An 18,845-nucleotide genomic window follows, 5' to 3' on the forward strand; every position below is an offset into this window, starting at 1 on the left:
CCGGGTAAAGTCTCACCCGGCTGTAATTTTGTAATCGACCTACCGCTCTTCATCCAGTTGTAACGCCACATACAGCAGCAACCTGTCATCAAAATTGCCCAAATCAAGCCCGGTCAGTTCCGATATACGATTAAGCCGATATTCCAGAGTATTACGATGAATAAACAACGCCTTTGACGTTGCCAGCGGTTGCACATTGTGGCGAAACCACGCCGCCAGAGTTCGCCGCAGCAAGCCGTTATTGTCCATCGCTTTCAGCCGCGCCAGCGGTCGCGCCAGTTCGTTGGCCTGCCAGTCGCCACGCAAACTGTCGAGTAACACAGGTAACATCAGATCCTGATAAAAATAGCAGCGACTTTCTGGCATCCGCTGTTTACCCACCACCATCGTCGTTTTCGCCGTACGATAGGATCGGGCAATACTGCCAGGACCGGTAAAATAGTTGCCCAGCGAAACGCGAAAACGCAGCTGGCCATACTCTTTCATGCGGGTAATCAGTTGTTCAACTCGCTTACGATGATCTTCTGCGTCCCAGCGCCCAAAAGAGTTCAACGCCGGTTTCAACACCACCATTTCGGTTAGCGAGACAATCGCCACCAGATTATTACGCTCGGGCGTAGTCAGCGCATTTTGCAGTTGCTGTAACTCCGCCATTGCGCTGTCCACGCCAAGCTGACCGCTGTCGACCTCAACAATAGCCACCACTCGCGGTTGATTGAGATCGATCCCCAGCCGTTGCGCCCATTCAGTAAGTGCGGGAGTATTCTCCTCAGCCTGAATGAGGTTCATCACCAGTTCTTCCCGCAAACGGCTATCCTGCGCCAACAGGTGCATCAACCGCGACTGTTCCAGCATCATTTCAGCCGTCATGCAGACCAGTTCGCCATATTTACGCAGATTCTCTGGTTCACCTGTCAGGCCAATTACGCCGACAATTTCACCTTCCAGCCGTAACGGTAGATTAATCCCCTGCCGCACACCGTGCAGATGACGTGCCACCGCGTCATCGATATCGACGACTCGTCCTTGTGAAAGTACCAGCAATGCTCCTTCGTGCAATTCACCAATACGCTCACGATCGCCGCTGCCGATAATTCGCCCGCGGGCATCCATTACGTTGATATTGGTATCGATGATGCGCATGGTACGTGCCACGATATCCTGCGCCATTTTGGTATCAAGATGCCAGCCATAAGTCCTCCATTATGCACGGCTTAGCATAAGGAAGTACGTAACGTACGGCATTGTGCAAATGCCCAAAGGATGATGAAGATGTATGGAGTTGTGGTGAAGTTCACAGATTGTAAGGAGAACCCCTTCCCGTTTTCAGGAAGGGGTTGAGGGAGATTACTGCATTAACAGGTAGATGGTGCTGTCGCCGCGCTGAATGTTCAGTGCCAGCACAGACGGTTTGCTGTCGAGAACTTTACGCAGTTCAGCGATGTTTTTCACTGCCTGCTGGTTCGCGCCAATAATCACATCACCTTTCTTCAGGCCGATCTGCGCAGCCGGAGTGCCCGTTTTCACGTTGTTCACCACCACGCCCTGATCTTTGCCTTTGTTACTCATCTCAGCGCCTTCAATGCCGTTGAAGATGGTGCTGGAATCAACCTGATTCTGGCTGCTCTGCTGAAGTTCCAGGTTCACGTTAACCTGCTTCCCGTCGCGCAGTAAGCCTAGGGTCAGTTTGCTACCTACCGGCATAGTGCCCACCTGAGCACGCAGTGCGGCAAAGCTGCTGATTGGCTTACCGTTCAGTGAGGTGATCACATCACCCGCTTTAATGCCCGCTTTCGCGGCGGAAGAATTCGGCAGAACCTGGCTTACGAAAGCACCGCGCTGGGCGTCAACTTTCATCGCTTTCGCCAGATCGGAGTTCAGCTCAGTGCCCATAATACCCAACTCACCACGTTTCACCTGGCCGTATTCCACCATCTGCGAGGTCAGGTTTTTCACCATGTTGCTCGGGATAGCAAAACCGATACCGATGTTTCCGCCGTCCGGTGCGAGAATCGCGGTGTTGATACCAATCAGTTCGCCGTTCAGGTTAACCAACGCACCACCTGAGTTACCCCGGTTGATCGCTGCATCAGTCTGGATGAAGTTTTCGTAGTTTTCAGCGTTCAGGCCGCTACGTCCCAGCGCAGAGACAATCCCGGAAGTTACTGTCTCGCCCAGGCCGAACGGGTTACCAATTGCTACGGTGTAATCACCCACGCGCAGCGCATCAGAATCCGCCATCTTAATTGCGGTCAGGTTTTTCGGGTTCTGGATCTGGATCAGCGCGATATCAGAGCGCGGATCTTTGCCAACCATCTTCGCGTCGAACTTACGACCATCGCTCAGTTGGACTTTAATCACCGTCGCGTTATCAACAACGTGGTTGTTGGTGACGACATAGCCTTTATCGGCATCAATGATAACGCCGGAACCCAGCGCCATGAATTTCTGTTGCTGGCCGCCGCCATTACCGCCCAGGCCCCCCTGGCAGAACGGAGAGCTCTGGAACGGAGAACCCTCCTGGCAGAACGGAGAATCATCACCGAAGAACTGCTGGAAATTACGCGGCATACGCGGCGTATTAACGGTTGTGCTACCTTCTACGTTAATGCTGACCACTGAAGGCATCACCTTTTCGAGCATCGGTGCAAGGCTTGGCATCTGCTGGGCTGTCGTTGCTGAAGAAGTCTCAGCCGCCGTTGCAGAGAGCGGAGATAACGCCAAACCTAAACTCAGAGCCAGTGCACTCAGTGCTAATGTGGTTTTTTTCATGTATTTCAGTCTCGATTAACAGATAACGCAAAATTGCTGTGTTCTTCAGATTCGTTTTATAGCGCGAAGTTCCGAACTAAAGTTTCTGCAAAAGGTAAAAATTTATTGTTCGTCTTTACAAAAGCCTGGTTATTGTTCTACGGCCATCAGACGTCGGTATTCATCCCACGCATAGAGGTCGGTCATACCGCTGATATAATCCTGCAGCAGGCGGCAACGGTAATAATATTCCCATAGCGGAAACTCAGGAGAATCTGACGGTAATTTACTGACAGCCTCGACATAGGCCAGCCGATGGCGCGTCGAGAGTTTGTGGAATAAGCGCGTTTCAATAGGGAAACGTTTCACCCGTTCTTTTTCTACCAGTTCAGTAAAGTCTGATAACGGCAGGTTTAATAAAGGACGATAAATCTCTAATAATCCGCTAATGACCCGATAGCCCTGCAATTCAAGCTGCTCGACATCTGGATGGCTAAACACATGTTTTACAGCGACATTTTTATATAGCTTAAGAAGATCGCTGCATTCGCTGGCATCTTCCAATAATGCATGATTAAACGTTCCGGCGAAAATCGCAGGCAGATTATCAATAAATCGTTGTGCCGCATAGGGTACCAGTTTATTTAGGGTGTTTACCCGTAAATACATAAAAAACTGATCTTCCGTACTGCGGCTTAAACTATTTGAGCGTGATTTTTCCCAGGCATTTTCAACCACCAGCGAAAAGAGCGAACCTTTCTCATGCTGGCCCCACGCCTCGTGCAAATGATGATAAAGCTGCTCAACGGTAAATATCCTTTTCTCTACCGCATCTTCAAGGTCTGCCACACAATAGGAGATGTCGTCGGCAGCTTCCATAATCCACGTTAACGGAAAACGACTGTAAAGCGCCAAATTAAGTTCTTTACGCAACCGGGCAATATAGGCTTCTTCGGAAAGATAATAGCCCGGCTTTTTCATTAAATAGTGATGTGTCTCAGGCGTTTCGCCACGCCACCACGCCGGACGGGTATATTTTAAAATACCGCCAACCTGTGCCCAGGTGAGATTCATCCGCATCAATGTATGCACCAAACGAATACCCTGTGCGTTACCTTCAAAATGACATAAGTCCTGACGAATCTTGCGCCGCAGCGCGTTAAGCGGTTCTTCCCCGTCCCGTAAACGTAGTGCCGCCACGCTGCAGCGATCGTCAGTCAGAGGCTGGCTTTCGGCATCTTCCGGGTACAAACGCTGGCGAAACCAGTCATTTATCGCCGCTTCGCCAAAATGACCAAACGGCGGATTGCCGATATCGTGCATCAGGCATGACATCTCAACAATGCTTTCAAAGGGCCCGGTCAGTTCATCGAGACCATACGCCTCCAGTAATTTAAGCTCTTTCAAACGGCTTAAAATTTCTTTAGCGATGTAGCGCCCCACCTGCTGGACTTCCATCGAGTGGGTAAGACGCGTGCGCACGGCGGCATTGCGCTCCAGTGGAAAAACCTGGGTCTTTTGTTGCAGACGACGAATTGCCGGAGAGTTGATGATACGCCCGCGATCGCTCTCGAAGATCCGCAGAATCTCATGTTCGGTTTTAACGCCCTGCGGTGAACGGTAACGACGATGCCAGTTTATTTTTTTTCGGAAATCAATCTGTGCCATGTCCTCTCCCGCGTGAGAAATACGCTTCCCCGTAAGCGCATGGTAAACTATGCCTTCAAATCGGGCTTATCGCGAGTAAATCTATGAAAATCGGCATCATTGGTGCAATGGAAGAAGAAGTTACGCTGCTGCGTGACAAAATCGAAAACCGTCAAACTATCAGTCTGGGCGGTTGCGAAATCTATACCGGCCAACTGAATGGAACCGAGGTTGCGCTTCTGAAATCGGGCATCGGTAAAGTCGCTGCGGCGCTGGGTGCCACTTTGCTGTTGGAACACTGCAAGCCAGATGTGATTATTAACACCGGTTCTGCCGGTGGCCTGGCACCAACGCTGAAAGTGGGCGATATCGTTGTCTCGGACGAAGCGCGTTATCACGACGCGGATGTCACGGCATTTGGTTATGAATACGGTCAGTTACCAGGCTGCCCGGCAGGCTTCAAAGCTGACGATAAACTGATCGCTGCCGCTGAGGCCTGCATTGCCGAACTGAATCTTAACGCTGTACGTGGCCTGATTGTTAGCGGCGACGCTTTCATCAACGGTTCTGTTGGTCTGGCGAAAATCCGCCACAACTTCCCACAGGCCATTGCTGTAGAGATGGAAGCGACGGCAATCGCCCATGTCTGCCACAATTTCAACGTCCCGTTTGTCGTAGTACGCGCCATCTCCGACGTGGCCGATCAACAGTCTCATCTTAGCTTCGATGAGTTCCTGGCTGTTGCCGCTAAACAGTCCAGCCTGATGGTTGAGTCACTGGTGCAGAAACTGGCACATGGCTAAGTCACTGTTCAGGGCGCTGGTCGCCCTGTCTTTTCTCGCGCCGCTGTGGCTCAATGCCGCGCCGCGCGTCATCACGCTTTCTCCCGCCAACACTGAACTTGCCTTTGCCGCCGGGATCACGCCGGTTGGGGTCAGCAGCTATTCCGACTATCCTCCACAAGCGCAAAAGATTGGGCAGGTTTCCACCTGGCAGGGGATGAATCTGGAACGCATTGTCGCGCTGAAACCCGATCTGGTGATTGCCTGGCGTGGAGGTAATGCCGAGCGGCAGGTTGACCAGCTGGCTTCGCTGGGAATAAAAGTGATGTGGGTCGATGCGACAAGCATTGAACAAATTGCCAATGCGTTACGTCAACTGGCCCCCTGGAGTCCGCAACCGGATAAGGCCGAACAAGCCGCGCAATCCCTGCTGGATCAGTACGCGCAATTGAAAGCGCAATATGCTGATAAACCTAAAAAACGTGTTTTTCTGCAATTCGGCATTAATCCGCCATTTACCAGTGGAAAAGAGTCGATTCAGAACCAGGTACTCGAAGTTTGTGGCGGAGAAAACATCTTTAAAGACAGCCGGGTTCCCTGGCCGCAAGTTAGCCGCGAACAGGTGTTAGCACGCTCGCCACAGGCGATTGTCATTACAGGCGGACCGGACCAAATTCCTAAAATCAAACAATACTGGGGTGAACAGCTCAAAATTCCCGTTATTCCTCTCACGAGTGACTGGTTTGAACGTGCAAGCCCACGTATTATCCTCGCTGCACAACAGCTCTGTAATGCGCTTTCACAGGTAGATTAGTGCCTGACCTTTTCAGGTGCTCAGTGGGGATTGAACAATGCTCGTCTATTGGCTGGATATAGTCGGCACAGCGGTATTTGCTATCTCTGGCGTTTTGTTAGCCGGAAAATTGCGTATGGACCCTTTTGGTGTTCTGGTATTGGGCGTGGTTACCGCAGTAGGCGGCGGAACAATTCGCGACATGGCGCTGGATCACGGCCCGGTATTTTGGGTGAAAGATCCCACCGATCTGGTCGTTGCAATGGTCACCAGCATGCTGACCATCGTGCTGGTGCGCCAGCCAAGACGCTTACCAAAATGGATGTTGCCGGTGCTGGACGCCGTTGGTCTGGCGGTGTTTGTCGGCATTGGCGTGAATAAAGCCTTTAATGCGGAAGCCGGTCCGTTAATCGCGGTTTGTATGGGCGTCATTACTGGCGTTGGCGGCGGGATCATTCGTGATGTACTGGCCCGCGAAATCCCCATGATTTTACGTACAGAAATCTACGCAACTGCCTGTATTATCGGCGGTATTGTCCACGCTACGGCTTATTACACATTTTCCGTACCACTGGAAACAGCCAGTATGATGGGCATGGTCGTGACGCTATTGATTCGGCTGGCGGCTATTCGTTGGCATCTTAAGCTACCGACGTTTGCGCTGGATGAGAATGGTCGTTGAAGAGAGGAGATGTGCCGGATAGTTTATCCGGCACATGAACAGCAGATTAGATACTAAAGGAAGAACCGCAACCGCAGGTACTTTTCGCGTTCGGGTTGGTCACGATGAAACGAGAACCTTCCAGACCTTCGGTATAGTCAACGGAACCGCCGACCAGATATTGCAGGCTCATCGGATCAACCACCAGGCCAACGCCCTGTTTTTCGATGGTCATATCGCCTTCGTTCACCTGATCATCAAAGGTGAAACCATACTGGAAGCCGCTGCAACCGCCACCGGTGATATACACGCGTAATTTCAGATTCGGGTTATCTTCGTCAGCGATCAGGCTTTTAACTTTGTTGGCTGCTGCGTCGGTAAACTCCAGCGGCAGTGCTACGTCATCACTCATATTTTGCTCCAAACGACATCGGCAATTGGGCAAATTCTAACCCAATAATAATCGCCATTATCTAATACCCTGGTATTTCGTTCAAGTATTCTCGCGGGCTGATGCGGCCTTGCTTCGCGCCAGTTGCTCAGCTTCCTGTTTTGCCAGCGTGCGCGCAAGAATCGCCGAGTATAGCGGTTTCCCACCGGTAAATTGTGCTAATAGTGTTGCGCCAAGACCGGTAATAATCATTGGCAAAATGAGCTGGTAGTTATCGGTCATTTCCAGAACCAGAATGATCCCCGTTAACGGCGCGCGAATAGATGCCGCCAGTAACGCCCCCATTCCGGCAATAGCAAACGTCCCCGCCTCAAGGTGATATTGCGGAAACAACTCAACGGCAACCATTCCGAAAGCGGTTCCCAGCACAGTACCCAGCGCCAGCATCGGGGCAAAAATACCGCCCGGCGCGCCGGAAGAGAAGCAGAGTAAAGTGGTAATGACCCGCGCGACGAAGATAAACACCAGCATTCCCATGCTGAAATTCCCCGCGGTAGCGATAGGAATCAGGTTAAAACCGCCGCCCGAAGTTGCTGGTGCCACAAACCCCAGCAATCCACACAGACCGCCAATCGCACCGCCCATCAGTACCCATTTGGTAATATTGCCACCGTGCACACGGTGCAGCAAATCCTGCATCCCCAGCACCCATTTATTAAAAATAGGGCCGAAAATGCCAAAAATAATACCGAGGATCAGATAAAGCCACAGCGTATTAAGCGGCGCATCAGAAAGTTTACCGACGTCAATCAACGCAACTTCATGATTAAAAATCCGGTACATAATGGTCGACATAATGACGCCAATAAATACCGCTTTAATCGAAATTAACGTATAGCGAAACTGCGGACGCATCTCTTCGATAATAAACAAAATACCCGCCAGCGGCGCGTTAAAGGCCGCAGCCAGCCCCGCAGCAGCACCGGTTGCCAACAGCGTATGACGAGCTTCGTCACCTTTCAGGCGGAAAACATCGAGTACCATCCGCCCGATATTGCCGCCTATCTGCACGGTTGGCCCTTCGCGCCCCAACACCATGCCTCCGCCGAGTGTTCCCAGCCCGCCAAAGAATTTCACCGGCAACACACGCCACCAGCGAACGGGACGTTGATCTTCCAGCGCCCCTTCAATTTCCGGGATCCCCGAACCACCTGCTTCCGGCGCGTATTTGCGCACCAAAAAGTAGCCGAACATCGCCAGCACCGCCGAACAGAGAAAAGCGACGGTTAACAGAAGCGGATAATTATCAGCAGTATGTACCAGTGCCCCCATACGTTGGTTCTGCAACCAGGCGACACCTTTGTCAAAAGCAACCGCAGCCAGCCCGACAAGCGTGCCGACGACTGCCGCCATAAACAAAATGGCTAACGGGGTTTTATCGCGCTCAAGAAGTTGGCGAATCAGTTGTCTGCGTCGCAGGCGCGCGGCCTGCGGTGTTTCTAAAGAGGGAGTATCAGTTTTCATCCAATGATCACTTATTGGTCATACAAATAAGATGACGGCATTTTACTCGCACGTTCCATGAAAATCCTTTGCAAAGCGTAATGTTTCAAATGCACAAAACTTTTATACTCTAAGAAATCAGGATTGCACCAGTACAAGCAGCCTGATGTTTGACGAGTATTTAACTTGTTATGAATAACATAGAATAGCAGCCATTCACTTTTTCTACGAATCAGGAACCCTCCATGAGTAAGTCTGAAAATCTTTACAGCGCAGCGCGCGAGCTGATCCCTGGCGGTGTGAACTCCCCTGTTCGCGCCTTTACTGGCGTGGGCGGCACTCCACTGTTTATCGAAAAAGCGGACGGCGCTTATCTGTACGATGTTGATGGCAAAGCCTATATCGATTATGTCGGTTCCTGGGGGCCGATGGTGCTGGGCCATAACCATCCGGCGATCCGCAATGCCGTGATTGAAGCCGCCGAGCGTGGTTTAAGCTTTGGTGCACCAACCGAAATGGAAGTGAAAATGGCGCAACTGGTGACCGAACTGGTCCCGACCATGGATATGGTGCGCATGGTGAACTCCGGCACTGAAGCGACGATGAGCGCCATCCGCCTGGCCCGTGGTTTTACCGGTCGCGACAAAATTATTAAATTTGAAGGTTGTTACCACGGTCACGCTGACTGCCTGCTGGTGAAAGCCGGTTCTGGCGCACTCACGTTAGGCCAGCCAAATTCGCCGGGCGTTCCGGCAGATTTCGCCAAACATACCTTAACCTGTACTTATAACGATCTGGCCTCTGTACGCGCCGCGTTTGAGCAATACCCGCAAGAGATTGCCTGTATTATCGTCGAGCCGGTGGCAGGCAATATGAACTGCGTTCCACCGCTGCCAGAGTTCCTGCCAGGTCTGCGCGCGCTGTGCGACGAATTTGGCGCGTTGCTGATCATCGATGAAGTGATGACCGGTTTCCGCGTAGCGCTAGCTGGCGCACAGGATTATTACGGTGTGGAACCGGATCTCACCTGCCTCGGCAAAATCATCGGCGGTGGAATGCCGGTAGGCGCATTCGGTGGTCGTCGTGATGTAATGGATGCGCTGGCCCCGACCGGTCCGGTCTATCAGGCGGGTACGCTTTCCGGTAACCCGATTGCGATGGCTGCTGGTTTCGCCTGTCTGAATGAAGTCGCACAGCCGGGCGTTCACGAGACGCTGGATGAGCTGACAACACGTCTGGCAGAAGGTCTGCGGGAAGCGGCAGAAGAAGCCGGAATTCCGCTGGTGGTAAACCACGTTGGCGGCATGTTCGGTATTTTCTTTACCGACGCCGAGTCCGTGACGTGCTATCAGGATGTGATGGCCTGTGACGTGGAACGTTTTAAGCGTTTCTTCCATATGATGCTGGACGAAGGTGTTTATCTGGCACCGTCAGCGTTTGAAGCGGGTTTTATGTCTGTGGCGCACAGCATGGAAGATATCAATAACACCATCGATGCTGCACGTCGGGTGTTTGCGAAGTTGTGATGATTTTGCCTCGCCCACCGGGCGAGGCATTCAATTAACGGCTCTGCTTTCTCAACAAATAGATAAAATATGGCGCGCCGATAAAGGTCGACAGCAGCCCCGCGGGGATCTGGAATGGAAACAGCACCATCCGCCCACACCAGTCAGCGAACACCAGCAGTAAACCACCCACCAGCGCCGAAATTACGATGTGTGGCATCGTCCGTCGAAAGCCCATCATCCGCGCAATATGCGGTGCCATTAAACCAACAAAACTCAACGGTCCAATGGTCATTGTCGCGGTCGCCGTCAGGCAAGCCGCTAACAGCAGCAGCGCAATTCGCGTCGGCGTCAGCGCCATCCCCACGGCTCGTGCGGTATCACCACCCAGCGGTAAAATGGTCAGCCAGCGGCGGCACAGCGGGGTAATCGCCAGCAAAATCACCATCACAATTCCGGTACGCCAGACCTGCGCATCGGTCGCGTTGTAGGTCGAACCGGAAATCCAGGTCAGAACTTGCGCCATTCGCGGGTCACCACTTGCCTGCAACATCATCAAAAGCATGGTGAACGCGGTACTTAACGCCATCCCCGCCAGTAACATGCGGTGTGGGGAAAATCCACCACGTCCGGCGGCGATCATAATGATCAACAGCGTCACCGCCGCCCCGAGACTGCCTGCGGGTAACAGCCAGCCAAAGGCATTACCCGGCACCAGAAACAGCATTAACACCACGCCAAACGCCGCGCCGGAGCTAATCCCCAGCACTTCCGGGCTTGCCATCGGGTTTCCGGTCAGCCGCTGAATAATACAGCCCGCCACCGCCAGCATGACGCCCGCAAACAGCGCAGCCATAATTCGCGGCCAGCGCCAGGGCATCAAATCCTCGAGCAACGCCCCGCTCGCCCACGTCCAGCCGTGCGCATCACGACCAAACGACAGCGCCACCACCACAGCCATCAACAGCAGCACGCCGCCCGCGAGGGCAAACGCCAGCACGTGTTGGCGTTCAGTCGCGACACGATCGTTCACCTTCATATCCGGCGCGCTAATGCTGCGTAAACGCGGCAGCAACCACAGTAGCAGCGGCGCACCGATCAACGCAGTGACCGAACCGGTGGACACTTCCATCCACACGCGAGTCAGCCAGAGGATGATTTGATCAGAAAGCCACAGAATTAACGCACCAATCAGCGATGCCAGCATCAACCGTGGCAACAAACGCCGCGCCCCCAGCATTTTCGCCAGCAGTGGCGCGAACAAACCGATAAAGCCGATAATCCCCACCGCGTTCACCAGCAGCGCACTGATGACAATCGCCAGCGACAACGCCGCCAGACGAGCGAGCGACAAGGCCAGCCCGAGATTGCGCGCCACGCCATCATCAAGCCCCATCAGAGTTAACGGGCGAAGTAGCAATAACGTCAGCATCACGCCGCCCAGCAGCTGCGGCCATAAACGCTCAACGCCGCCCCAGTCGGTTTGCGTCAGCGTTCCGGTGCTCCACAGGAACATGCTTTGCAGTTGGTCATGATGGAAGATAACCAGTAACTGATTGATTGCGCCGCAATAAAGGCTCACTACCAGCCCCGCGAGGATCAGCGTTACCGGCGAAAGCCGTTTCCCCCACGCGACGCCAAAGACGATTAAGCCAACAACACAAGCCCCTGCCAGCGCAGCAAACTGGCTCGCCATCGCGCCGGGGATTGCCCAGAGCGTGGTGACGGTAATCCCCAGTTGCGCGCCTGTTGCAACACCCAATGTCGTCGGTTCCGCCAGCGGGTTACGCAGCACTTGCTGAAACAGCACGCCCACCAGCCCCAGGCCCGCGCCCACCAGCAGCGAAATCGCCAGACGCGGCAACAAGCTGTAGTGAAAAATCATCTGCTCGATGACGTCAATATCCGGCGACCAGGCGGCCTGCGCCCACTGGCTGCGCGGCAGCGCCTGCGAGAAGTTCATCCAGGTCAACGCCGCAGCAGCAACCACCAGCAGCGCCAGCAATAACACCGGAAAAAGCGCAATTCGTTTACTCACGCTTTACCTCCGATGGCGTTATCCAGAATACGCACAAAGTGCATTGCAGAAAGCGTCGCACCATAGAACCAGACTGCAGGTACGCGCTGAAAGCGTCCGGCGCGGACAAACGGCATGGCCTGCCACAGCGGGGTTGCCATTAGCGCATCCATGTCTTTGCTGTTGTCGTGATCAAAACAGAGCACATCAACGTCTTTATACGCTGCCAGACGATCGATACTGACGGCGGTACTGCCCCAGAAGTTGGTTTCCCCTTGCCAGGCATTTGGGATGCCGTACTCATCGAGAATTTCCTGGAACAAGCTGTTTGGACCGAAGACCAACATATGGCGCGGATCGATAAGCGTCGTCAGCAATAACGGGCGTGCACCACGCTTCACAAAGCGGGGTTTCATGCTGCGGATAAAGTCTTCATAGTGCGCTAAATGCGTTTCCGCTGCGCTTTGCAGGTTAAGTAAATCTGCCATTTCCGTCAGTGATTTACGCGCCATCGCCAGTGGCTGTTTGCCGTCGCTGAAGTTAAATCCGCGCCCCGGCGCAATACGTGCCAGCATTTCTGGTGAAGGGCCATATCCTGCAGACCAGACCATAAACGACGGTTTCATTTCGGTCAGCAGTTCAAGGTTGGGTTCTGTACGCAAACCAACGTCAATCACTGAGTCCGGCAATGGCGGTTCGCTGACCCACAGGCGATAGTTGATGGTGTCCGCCACGCCGTAAGGCACGATGCCGAGCGCCAGCAGTAACTCCACCGGCAACCACTCCAGTGCCACAATACGATTGGGATCAATAACTGCCGCGTGGGCGGTATTCATCTGCCATAACAACGGAGAAAGCGCCATCGCCGTTAACAGTCGGCGGCGCGAAATAAGAGGTAAGCCGCTCATCAATAAACAAAACTCACAGGTGCAGCACCCGCCGGATGCGGCAGAATACCCATCGGGATGCCATAAATCATTTCGAGGGTTTCGCCGCGCATAATTTCCGCAGGCGTTCCCTGAGCAATCATTTCACCGCCGCGCAGGGCGACCAGATAATCACAGTAGCGCGCCGCCATATTTATATCGTGCAGCACGGCAATGACCGTCAGGCCTCGCTCCTGACTTAAACGATGCACCAGCGCCAGTACATCAACCTGGTGGGCGATATCCAGCGCCGAGGTCGGTTCGTCGAGCAACAGACAGCGGCTATCCTGCGCCACCAGCATGGCGATCCACGCCCGTTGACGTTCGCCGCCAGAGAGGCTATCGACCAGCCGATGCGCCAGCGGTTTTAAGCCAACCAGCGAGATAGCTTCCTCGACCTTTTCGCGATCTGCAGCACCAAAGCGCCCTAGTGCGCCATGCCACGGGTAACGACCAATCGCCACCAGTTCACGCACGGTCATCCCTTCTGCCGGAGGAAGCTGCTGCGGTAAATAAGCCACTTTGCGGGCAAACGCTTTGCTGCTCCAGCTTTCCAGCGGTTGGGCATCAAGAAGAATCTCCCCTTCCGACGGTGGCTGGTGACGACCAAGCATTTTGAGCAGAGTGGATTTACCAGAACCGTTGTGACCAATCAGACCAGTCACTTTCCCGGCAGGAAAGGTTAACGACAACGGATGCAAAAGCGTGCGCCCGGGCACACGAAAGGAGATATTACGCAGTGCAAAAGTGGTATCGGAATGATTCGTGTATTCCTGCATAACAGCCAACTTGTGAAACGGGCACGGAAATCCGTGCCCCAAAAGAGAAATTAGAAACGGAAGGTTGCGGTTGCAACGACCTGACGTTCTGCGCCCCAGAAGCAACCATAAGTGTTAAAGCAGCTGGCGACGTATTCACGATCAAACAGGTTGTTGACATGCAGCGCCACGTTGGAGCCCGCCATGCCGACTCGCGCCAGATCATAACGCACTAACGCATCCACGACCGTATAACTTCCCACTTTAAAGGAGTTAGCCGGATCACCATAGCTGGAGCCAGTATAACGACCACCGGTGCCCAGCGTCAGACCTGAAAGCGGACCGTCAAAGAAGGTATAGTCAGCCCACAGCGAAGCCATGTGTTTTGGCACCTGTGCAGGCGTATTGCCTTTGTAGGTAGTATCGGTAGTGTATTCCGCATCGGTGTAAGTATAAGAACCGACTACGTTAACACTCGCCGACAGCGCCGCTTTCGCTTCGATTTCTACGCCACGAGCGCGGATCTCGCCACCTTCAACCGAGAAGAAGGAACCCTCAGGGTCCGCCATCAGGTTGTTGGTTTTAGTAAGATTATACACGGCACCAGTAACTACAATCGGACGATCTTCCGGTACATATTTCACGCCGACTTCATACTGCTTACCTTTAGACGGTGCGAAAATATTACCATCCTTCCCAACTTGCGAAGAAGGTTCAAACGATTCGCTATAGCTGAAGTATGGTGTTACACCATTATCAAACAGGTAGTTAACACCACCACGCCAGGTAAACTGTTTGTCATCACGTTTATCGGTCGTTCCCGCTACGCGGTTAAGAGATTCTTGATCTGCCCAGTCGTAACGACCGCCCAGGGTGACCAGCACTTTATCCCACTGCGCCTGATCCTGAACATAAACGCCCGTTTGCTTCTGCTTATTCAGAATGCGGTACGGCCCGGAGTTATCCGGGTCTTTCGCATTGAAGTCAAAATCGGTATTCACCGGATTGTACAGATCGAGCAGTGGCACAGAGTCGTCGTAACCAAACCAGGCGTTGATGTCATTACGCATACGCATAAAGTCGACACCGGTCAGCAGAGTGTGGTCGATATCGCCAGTGGCAAACTTGCTCTGCAACTGGGTATCAACGGAGAAGTTTTGCAGCTTCTCATCATCAACGACGTATTTACGTGCCAGATAATGGCCTTTATCCGCTGGCGCTAATGCCGCACACTGTTTGCTGTAAGCATTCGCCGGATCGGAGCAGACGCCGTAACCATAAACGCTGTTTTGCGAGGTTTTGTTTTCAGCAAAGCGCAGGTTCTGACGCACAGTAAAGGTATCGTTAAATTCGTGATCGAAGCTGTAGCCGACCATCTTCTCGTTACGAGAATAGGTGTTGTTCTTCGCCCCTTCGTTAAAGTCTGTCGGCAGACGCTTACCGTTCGGCAGCGGCTCAACGGTTCCCTCTTTCGGCAACCAGCCGTAATAACCAGTTTCCGGCTCGTTCTGGAAGTAAGAAAGGAAGGTGAAATTGGTTTTATCATCCGGACGCCAGGTGAACGCCGGTGCAATAGCATAACGCTGCTCTTCTGACCCTTTCTGCTGGGCATTGGCAGAACGCGCAAGACCGGTCAGGCGATAAGAATAAACGCCGTCATCATCCAGCGCATCGCTGAAGTCAAAACCGGTCTGGAACAGGCTGTCAGTACCGGCTTTAAACTGAACTTCTTTCAGCGGTTCGGTGGTCGGACGCTTGCTGACCATATTCAACAGACCGCCAGGACTGCTTTTACCGTAAAGCACGGAAACCGGGCCACGCATAATTTCAGCACGTTCCAGCATATACGGGTCGATGACCGCATCGTTATAGAAGTTGCCCTGCAACTTCAGGCCATTCAGATAGTTATTCTGGCTTTGGCCTTCTGCCGCAAAACCGCGAATGATCAGGTGGTCATAGGTGTTGGATGCGCCACGCGTACCAACAGAGACACCCGGCGTATAGCTAAGCGCTTCTTTCACCGACTTAGGCTGATGCAGCGCCATCTCTTCAGCGGTGACGACAGAAATAGATTGAGGTACTTTTTGAATCGGCGTATCGGTTTTAGTGCCGGTAGCTGACTGTCGCGCCGCAATAGTTGCAGCCGGCCCCCATGCGCTTTCTTGCGGCGCAGGTGCAGCGGTAACGGTGATAGTGTCTTCTTTCGGTTCAACCGCTGCCTGTGCATAAACAGACATGCCGCTAACCGCTGTGGCTACTACAACTGCGATTTTACGCAGTGAGTGTTTTGGCTGAGCAGTTTTGGAAGGTGCCATTGGTATTTCTCTGGTGTAAAGTGAATGATAACGTAAACGAGAATGATTATTATAAAGATGAGATAATATTCGAAACGCTGGCGGGTTCGCAAGCGGTACGCAATCTGCGCATTCCTGAAGGGTCAATAAACAATCAGATGAAAAGAAAGGGTTAATACTTTGGAGGGGATGTTATTTTACCGGATGGCAGCTCGCCATCCGGTATATCACGCTTAGACGTTAATTACTCCCAAACATATCTTTAATCCAACCGGCTACACCGTCGCTGTCTTTCTGCTCTTGCTGAGCAGGTTGCTGTTGCGGCTGTTGCTGCGGCTGAGAAGACTGATCAAACGGATTGCCTGACGGTTGCTGCTGCATCTCACTCTGCTGGCACAGCGATTGCGGATCGCTGGTCCAGACCGGCAAGACACGCATACCACCGCTGCAAACAAAGTTGCCGTCGTAGTCCACGCCCATATCTGCAATATCTTCCGGCGGAACAAGATTCAGCGGTGTTGGCGTCTGGTTAGCCAGATAACGCTGATAAATCGACATTGCCCCGCTGGCACCATACAGTTTGGTCGGCTGGTTGTTATCACGGCCGACCCAGGTGATGGTCACCGTGCTCCCATCAATGCCCGCAAACCAGGTATCTACGTTATTGTTGGTAGTCCCTGTTTTCCCTGCCAGATGCAGGTTCGGGTATTTCGCCCCAAGCTGACGACCCGTACCGCGTTGTACAACCTGCTGCATGGTCCATAGTGTCAGATACGCCGCCTGCGCCGGAACAGCGCGTTCCGCCTGCGGGAAGCTCTGATACAACACCTTGCCGTCTTCTGCGATGACTGAACGTAGCGCGGAAAGCGGAGCACGATTACCACCGCTGGCGATAGTCTGGAAGGCCTGCGCCACTTCGATTGGCGTTAAGTTCAACGCCCCCAACAACATTGCTGGAACTGGATTCAGTTGATCTTTCGGCACACCCAGTTTAATCCAGGTCTCCGTAACCGCAGGTAGCCCCAACGCCATGCCCAGATTCACCGTCGGCACGTTCATCGAACGGGTCAACGCATCTACCAGCATCACCCTGCCACTTTCGCTATAACGACGATCATCGTTCTGCGGTGACCAGACCTGGCCATTCGGCTGACGCAGCGCGATTGGCGCATCGGCAATCCACGTATTCAAACGATAGATTTTCGGCTGGCTTAAGGCCGTTAGATAAGTCGCTGGTTTTGCAAGGGAACCAATCGAACGACGCGCCTGCATCGCACGGTTGTAGCCCGCAAACTGCGGCTCAGAACCACCGACCATCGCACGAACTTCACCGCTAAAGCGGTCAACAACCACAATCGCGGTTTCAAGATCGCTCAACTTACGCTGTTTCTTCAGTGCCGGAATGCCTTCCACGGCGGCTTTTTCTGCCGCGTCCTGGGCCACCGAGTCAAAGGTAGTGAAGATCTTCACGCCGGAGAGATCTTTTACCTTATCGCCTAATTTCGCCTGCAGCTCCTGACGCACCAGCTGCATAAAGGCTGGCTGAGGAGAGATCACCCCACCGCGCGGCTGAACACCCAGCGGACGCGCACTCAGCATGTCGTAGAGTTCTTGATCAATAATTTGTTGCTGTTGCAGCAAACGTAGTACCAGGTTACGTCGCTCCAGCGCCAGTTTCGGGTTACGCCACGGGTTGTAGATGGACGCCCCTTTCACCATACCCACCAACAGCGCCTGCTGATCGAGGCTCAATTCTTCTACCGGGCGACCAAAGTAATACAAGCTCGCCAGCGGGAAGCCGCGGATTTCGTTGTCGCCGCTCTGACCGAGATACACCTCGTTCATATACAGCTCAAGAATACGGTCTTTGCTGTAACGCGCGTCCATGATCAGCGCCATGTAGGCTTCGTTCGCTTTACGCCAGTAAGAACGCTCGCTGGAGAGGAACAGGTTTTTAACCAACTGTTGCGTCAGCGTACTCGCCCCCTGCACCGTGCGTCCGGCAGTCAGGTTTGCCAGCACCGCACGTCCGATTGAGTAGAGACTGATCCCATCATGCTCGTAGAAATGACGGTCTTCTGTCGCCAGCAAAGTATCCACCAGCAAATCCGGGAAACCACTGCGCGGCACAAACAGACGCTGCTCACCGTTTGGCGAAGAAATCATGGTGATCAGGCGCGGATCAAGACGGAAGAAACCGAACTGACGGTTGTTCTCCATATTGACGATCGTCGCCAGATGATCGCCATCAAAGGTCAGACGCGCGCGCACCTGCCCTTCTTTGCTGTCCGGGAAATCAAACGGACGGCGGATCATCTCAATGCTGTTGGCCTGTACGGTAAACTCGCCAGGACGGGTCATTTTCGACACCTGGCGATACTGGGTCGCCTCCAGCAGCTTCACCATCTCGTTCTTGCTGATGGTCATGTCTGGCTCAAGGTTGACCATTCGACCATAAACTGCCGCGGGCAATTGCCAGACCTTGCCATCAATACGGCTACGAATTTTTTGATCGAGATAAACGCCGTAAATGGCGATCAGCACGGCAAAAACGATAGCCAGTTTTAGCAGCAGCCATAGCCAGCCGCGTTTGCCACGAGGCTTACGCCCTTTGCCTTTGCCCTTACCTTTGCGCGGCATCGGTTCTTCATCCTCATAGTCATCATAATCGTCGTAATCATCGTCATCTTCGTAACGACGACGGCTTACCTTTTGTTTGACCGGACGCGTCGGTTTCCCTTTGCGTCCAATTGGCTCGCGGTCATTCCCGGCCATGCTTTTTCTCCGCAATATTCAGGCGCAAAAGCCCGATTTTCT

Annotated in this window: 16 protein-coding genes; 4 read left to right on the plus strand and 12 right to left on the minus strand. The window is 53.2% G+C overall.

The features are described from left to right. Positions 1 to 39: 39 nt before the first annotated feature. The 3 genes from cdaR to dgt form a co-directional block, all read right to left on the minus strand. A complete protein-coding gene (cdaR, locus tag EAS44_RS19775; protein WP_000046052.1) occupies positions 40 to 1,170 on the minus strand; it encodes a DNA-binding transcriptional regulator CdaR in 1,131 nt (376 codons plus the stop codon). Positions 1,171 to 1,347: 177 nt separating this feature from the next. After that, positions 1,348 to 2,772 (minus strand): serine endoprotease DegP, encoded by a 1,425-nt coding sequence (gene degP / locus EAS44_RS19780; RefSeq protein WP_000753936.1) that lies wholly within the window; start codon positions 2,770 to 2,772, stop codon positions 1,348 to 1,350. A 129-nt stretch (positions 2,773 to 2,901) separates the two neighbouring features. After that, positions 2,902 to 4,419 carry a dGTPase gene (dgt, locus tag EAS44_RS19785; RefSeq protein ID WP_000057086.1) on the minus strand — a complete coding sequence of 506 codons (1,518 nt, stop codon included), beginning with the start codon at positions 4,417 to 4,419 and terminating at the stop codon, positions 2,902 to 2,904. Positions 4,420 to 4,502: 83 nt separating this feature from the next. On the opposite strand from dgt, the gene mtnN reads away from it, so the two are divergent. The 3 genes from mtnN to yadS are packed head-to-tail and all read left to right on the plus strand — an operon-like array spanning position 4,503 to position 6,655. Further along, positions 4,503 to 5,201 carry a 5'-methylthioadenosine/S-adenosylhomocysteine nucleosidase gene (gene mtnN, locus EAS44_RS19790; protein WP_000689844.1) on the plus strand — a complete coding sequence of 233 codons (699 nt, stop codon included), beginning with the start codon at positions 4,503 to 4,505 and terminating at the stop codon, positions 5,199 to 5,201. Next, complete coding sequence (gene btuF / locus EAS44_RS19795; protein ID WP_001298427.1) at positions 5,194 to 5,994, plus strand: vitamin B12 ABC transporter substrate-binding protein BtuF; 801 nt, start codon at positions 5,194 to 5,196, stop codon at positions 5,992 to 5,994. The genes mtnN and btuF overlap by 8 nt, the downstream gene beginning before the upstream one ends. Before the next feature lie 37 nt (positions 5,995 to 6,031). Next, positions 6,032 to 6,655: a TRIC cation channel family protein gene (yadS, locus tag EAS44_RS19800; RefSeq protein ID WP_000964221.1), complete on the plus strand. Its 624-nt coding sequence runs from the start codon at positions 6,032 to 6,034 to the stop codon at positions 6,653 to 6,655. 46 nt (positions 6,656 to 6,701) lie between these two features. Here yadS and erpA read toward each other — a convergent pair whose 3' ends face one another. The 4 genes from erpA to yadX are packed head-to-tail and all read right to left on the minus strand — an operon-like array spanning position 6,702 to position 8,608. Continuing rightward, entirely contained in the window at positions 6,702 to 7,046 is a 345-nt protein-coding gene (gene erpA / locus EAS44_RS19805) for an iron-sulfur cluster insertion protein ErpA (RefSeq protein WP_001295564.1), read from the minus strand. Further along, complete coding sequence (yadW, locus tag EAS44_RS19810) at positions 7,039 to 7,104, minus strand: small protein YadW (protein WP_120795373.1); 66 nt, start codon at positions 7,102 to 7,104, stop codon at positions 7,039 to 7,041. Before yadW ends, erpA begins: the two co-directional genes overlap by 8 nt. A gap of 23 nt (positions 7,105 to 7,127) precedes the next feature. Continuing rightward, the gene (clcA, locus tag EAS44_RS19815; RefSeq protein ID WP_000845407.1) at positions 7,128 to 8,549 is read right to left on the minus strand and encodes a H(+)/Cl(-) exchange transporter ClcA; all 1,422 of its coding nucleotides are present in this window, start codon (positions 8,547 to 8,549) and stop codon (positions 7,128 to 7,130) included. Between the two features lie 11 nt (positions 8,550 to 8,560). After that, the gene (yadX, locus tag EAS44_RS25415; protein ID WP_211180485.1) at positions 8,561 to 8,608 is read right to left on the minus strand and encodes a protein YadX; all 48 of its coding nucleotides are present in this window, start codon (positions 8,606 to 8,608) and stop codon (positions 8,561 to 8,563) included. 165 nt (positions 8,609 to 8,773) lie between these two features. Here yadX and hemL point away from each other — a divergent pair, with 165 nt between their 5' ends. Next, positions 8,774 to 10,054 (plus strand): glutamate-1-semialdehyde 2,1-aminomutase, encoded by a 1,281-nt coding sequence (gene hemL / locus EAS44_RS19820; RefSeq protein WP_000045295.1) that lies wholly within the window; start codon positions 8,774 to 8,776, stop codon positions 10,052 to 10,054. Positions 10,055 to 10,088: 34 nt separating this feature from the next. Here the strand turns inward: hemL and fhuB are convergent, their stop codons facing one another. The 5 genes from fhuB to mrcB all read right to left on the minus strand — a co-directional run bounded on the left by fhuB (position 10,089) and on the right by mrcB (position 18,803). Further along, positions 10,089 to 12,071, minus strand: coding sequence for a Fe(3+)-hydroxamate ABC transporter permease FhuB (gene fhuB, locus EAS44_RS19825; protein WP_000044111.1), 1,983 nt, complete (start codon positions 12,069 to 12,071; stop codon positions 10,089 to 10,091). Continuing rightward, complete coding sequence (gene fhuD / locus EAS44_RS19830; RefSeq protein WP_001295787.1) at positions 12,068 to 12,958, minus strand: Fe(3+)-hydroxamate ABC transporter substrate-binding protein FhuD; 891 nt, start codon at positions 12,956 to 12,958, stop codon at positions 12,068 to 12,070. The genes fhuB and fhuD overlap by 4 nt, the downstream gene beginning before the upstream one ends. Beyond that, the gene (gene fhuC / locus EAS44_RS19835; RefSeq protein ID WP_001158929.1) at positions 12,958 to 13,755 is read right to left on the minus strand and encodes a Fe3+-hydroxamate ABC transporter ATP-binding protein FhuC; all 798 of its coding nucleotides are present in this window, start codon (positions 13,753 to 13,755) and stop codon (positions 12,958 to 12,960) included. Before fhuC ends, fhuD begins: the two co-directional genes overlap by 1 nt. A gap of 50 nt (positions 13,756 to 13,805) precedes the next feature. Continuing rightward, positions 13,806 to 16,049: a ferrichrome porin FhuA gene (gene fhuA / locus EAS44_RS19840; protein ID WP_000035485.1), complete on the minus strand. Its 2,244-nt coding sequence runs from the start codon at positions 16,047 to 16,049 to the stop codon at positions 13,806 to 13,808. A gap of 219 nt (positions 16,050 to 16,268) precedes the next feature. After that, entirely contained in the window at positions 16,269 to 18,803 is a 2,535-nt protein-coding gene (gene mrcB / locus EAS44_RS19845) for a bifunctional glycosyl transferase/transpeptidase (protein WP_000918171.1), read from the minus strand. Positions 18,804 to 18,845: the final 42 nt, after the last annotated feature.

The organism is Escherichia coli DSM 30083 = JCM 1649 = ATCC 11775, assembly GCF_003697165.2.
Lineage (GTDB): Bacteria > Pseudomonadota > Gammaproteobacteria > Enterobacterales > Enterobacteriaceae > Escherichia > Escherichia coli.

What these genes read in the sequence shown, in the direction of transcription:
- cdaR (WP_000046052.1), bottom strand. Translation starts at nt 1,170, where the DNA reads ATGGCGCAGGATATCGTGGCACGTACCATGCGCATCATCGATACCAAT.
- degP (WP_000753936.1), bottom strand. Translation starts at nt 2,772, where the DNA reads ATGAAAAAAACCACATTAGCACTGAGTGCACTGGCTCTGAGTTTAGGT.
- dgt (WP_000057086.1), bottom strand. Translation starts at nt 4,419, where the DNA reads ATGGCACAGATTGATTTCCGAAAAAAAATAAACTGGCATCGTCGTTAC.
- mtnN (WP_000689844.1), top strand. Translation starts at nt 4,503, where the DNA reads ATGAAAATCGGCATCATTGGTGCAATGGAAGAAGAAGTTACGCTGCTG.
- btuF (WP_001298427.1), top strand. Translation starts at nt 5,194, where the DNA reads ATGGCTAAGTCACTGTTCAGGGCGCTGGTCGCCCTGTCTTTTCTCGCG.
- yadS (WP_000964221.1), top strand. Translation starts at nt 6,032, where the DNA reads ATGCTCGTCTATTGGCTGGATATAGTCGGCACAGCGGTATTTGCTATC.
- erpA (WP_001295564.1), bottom strand. Translation starts at nt 7,046, where the DNA reads ATGAGTGATGACGTAGCACTGCCGCTGGAGTTTACCGACGCAGCAGCC.
- clcA (WP_000845407.1), bottom strand. Translation starts at nt 8,549, where the DNA reads ATGAAAACTGATACTCCCTCTTTAGAAACACCGCAGGCCGCGCGCCTG.
- hemL (WP_000045295.1), top strand. Translation starts at nt 8,774, where the DNA reads ATGAGTAAGTCTGAAAATCTTTACAGCGCAGCGCGCGAGCTGATCCCT.
- fhuD (WP_001295787.1), bottom strand. Translation starts at nt 12,958, where the DNA reads ATGAGCGGCTTACCTCTTATTTCGCGCCGCCGACTGTTAACGGCGATG.
- fhuC (WP_001158929.1), bottom strand. Translation starts at nt 13,755, where the DNA reads ATGCAGGAATACACGAATCATTCCGATACCACTTTTGCACTGCGTAAT.
- fhuA (WP_000035485.1), bottom strand. Translation starts at nt 16,049, where the DNA reads ATGGCACCTTCCAAAACTGCTCAGCCAAAACACTCACTGCGTAAAATC.
- mrcB (WP_000918171.1), bottom strand. Translation starts at nt 18,803, where the DNA reads ATGGCCGGGAATGACCGCGAGCCAATTGGACGCAAAGGGAAACCGACG.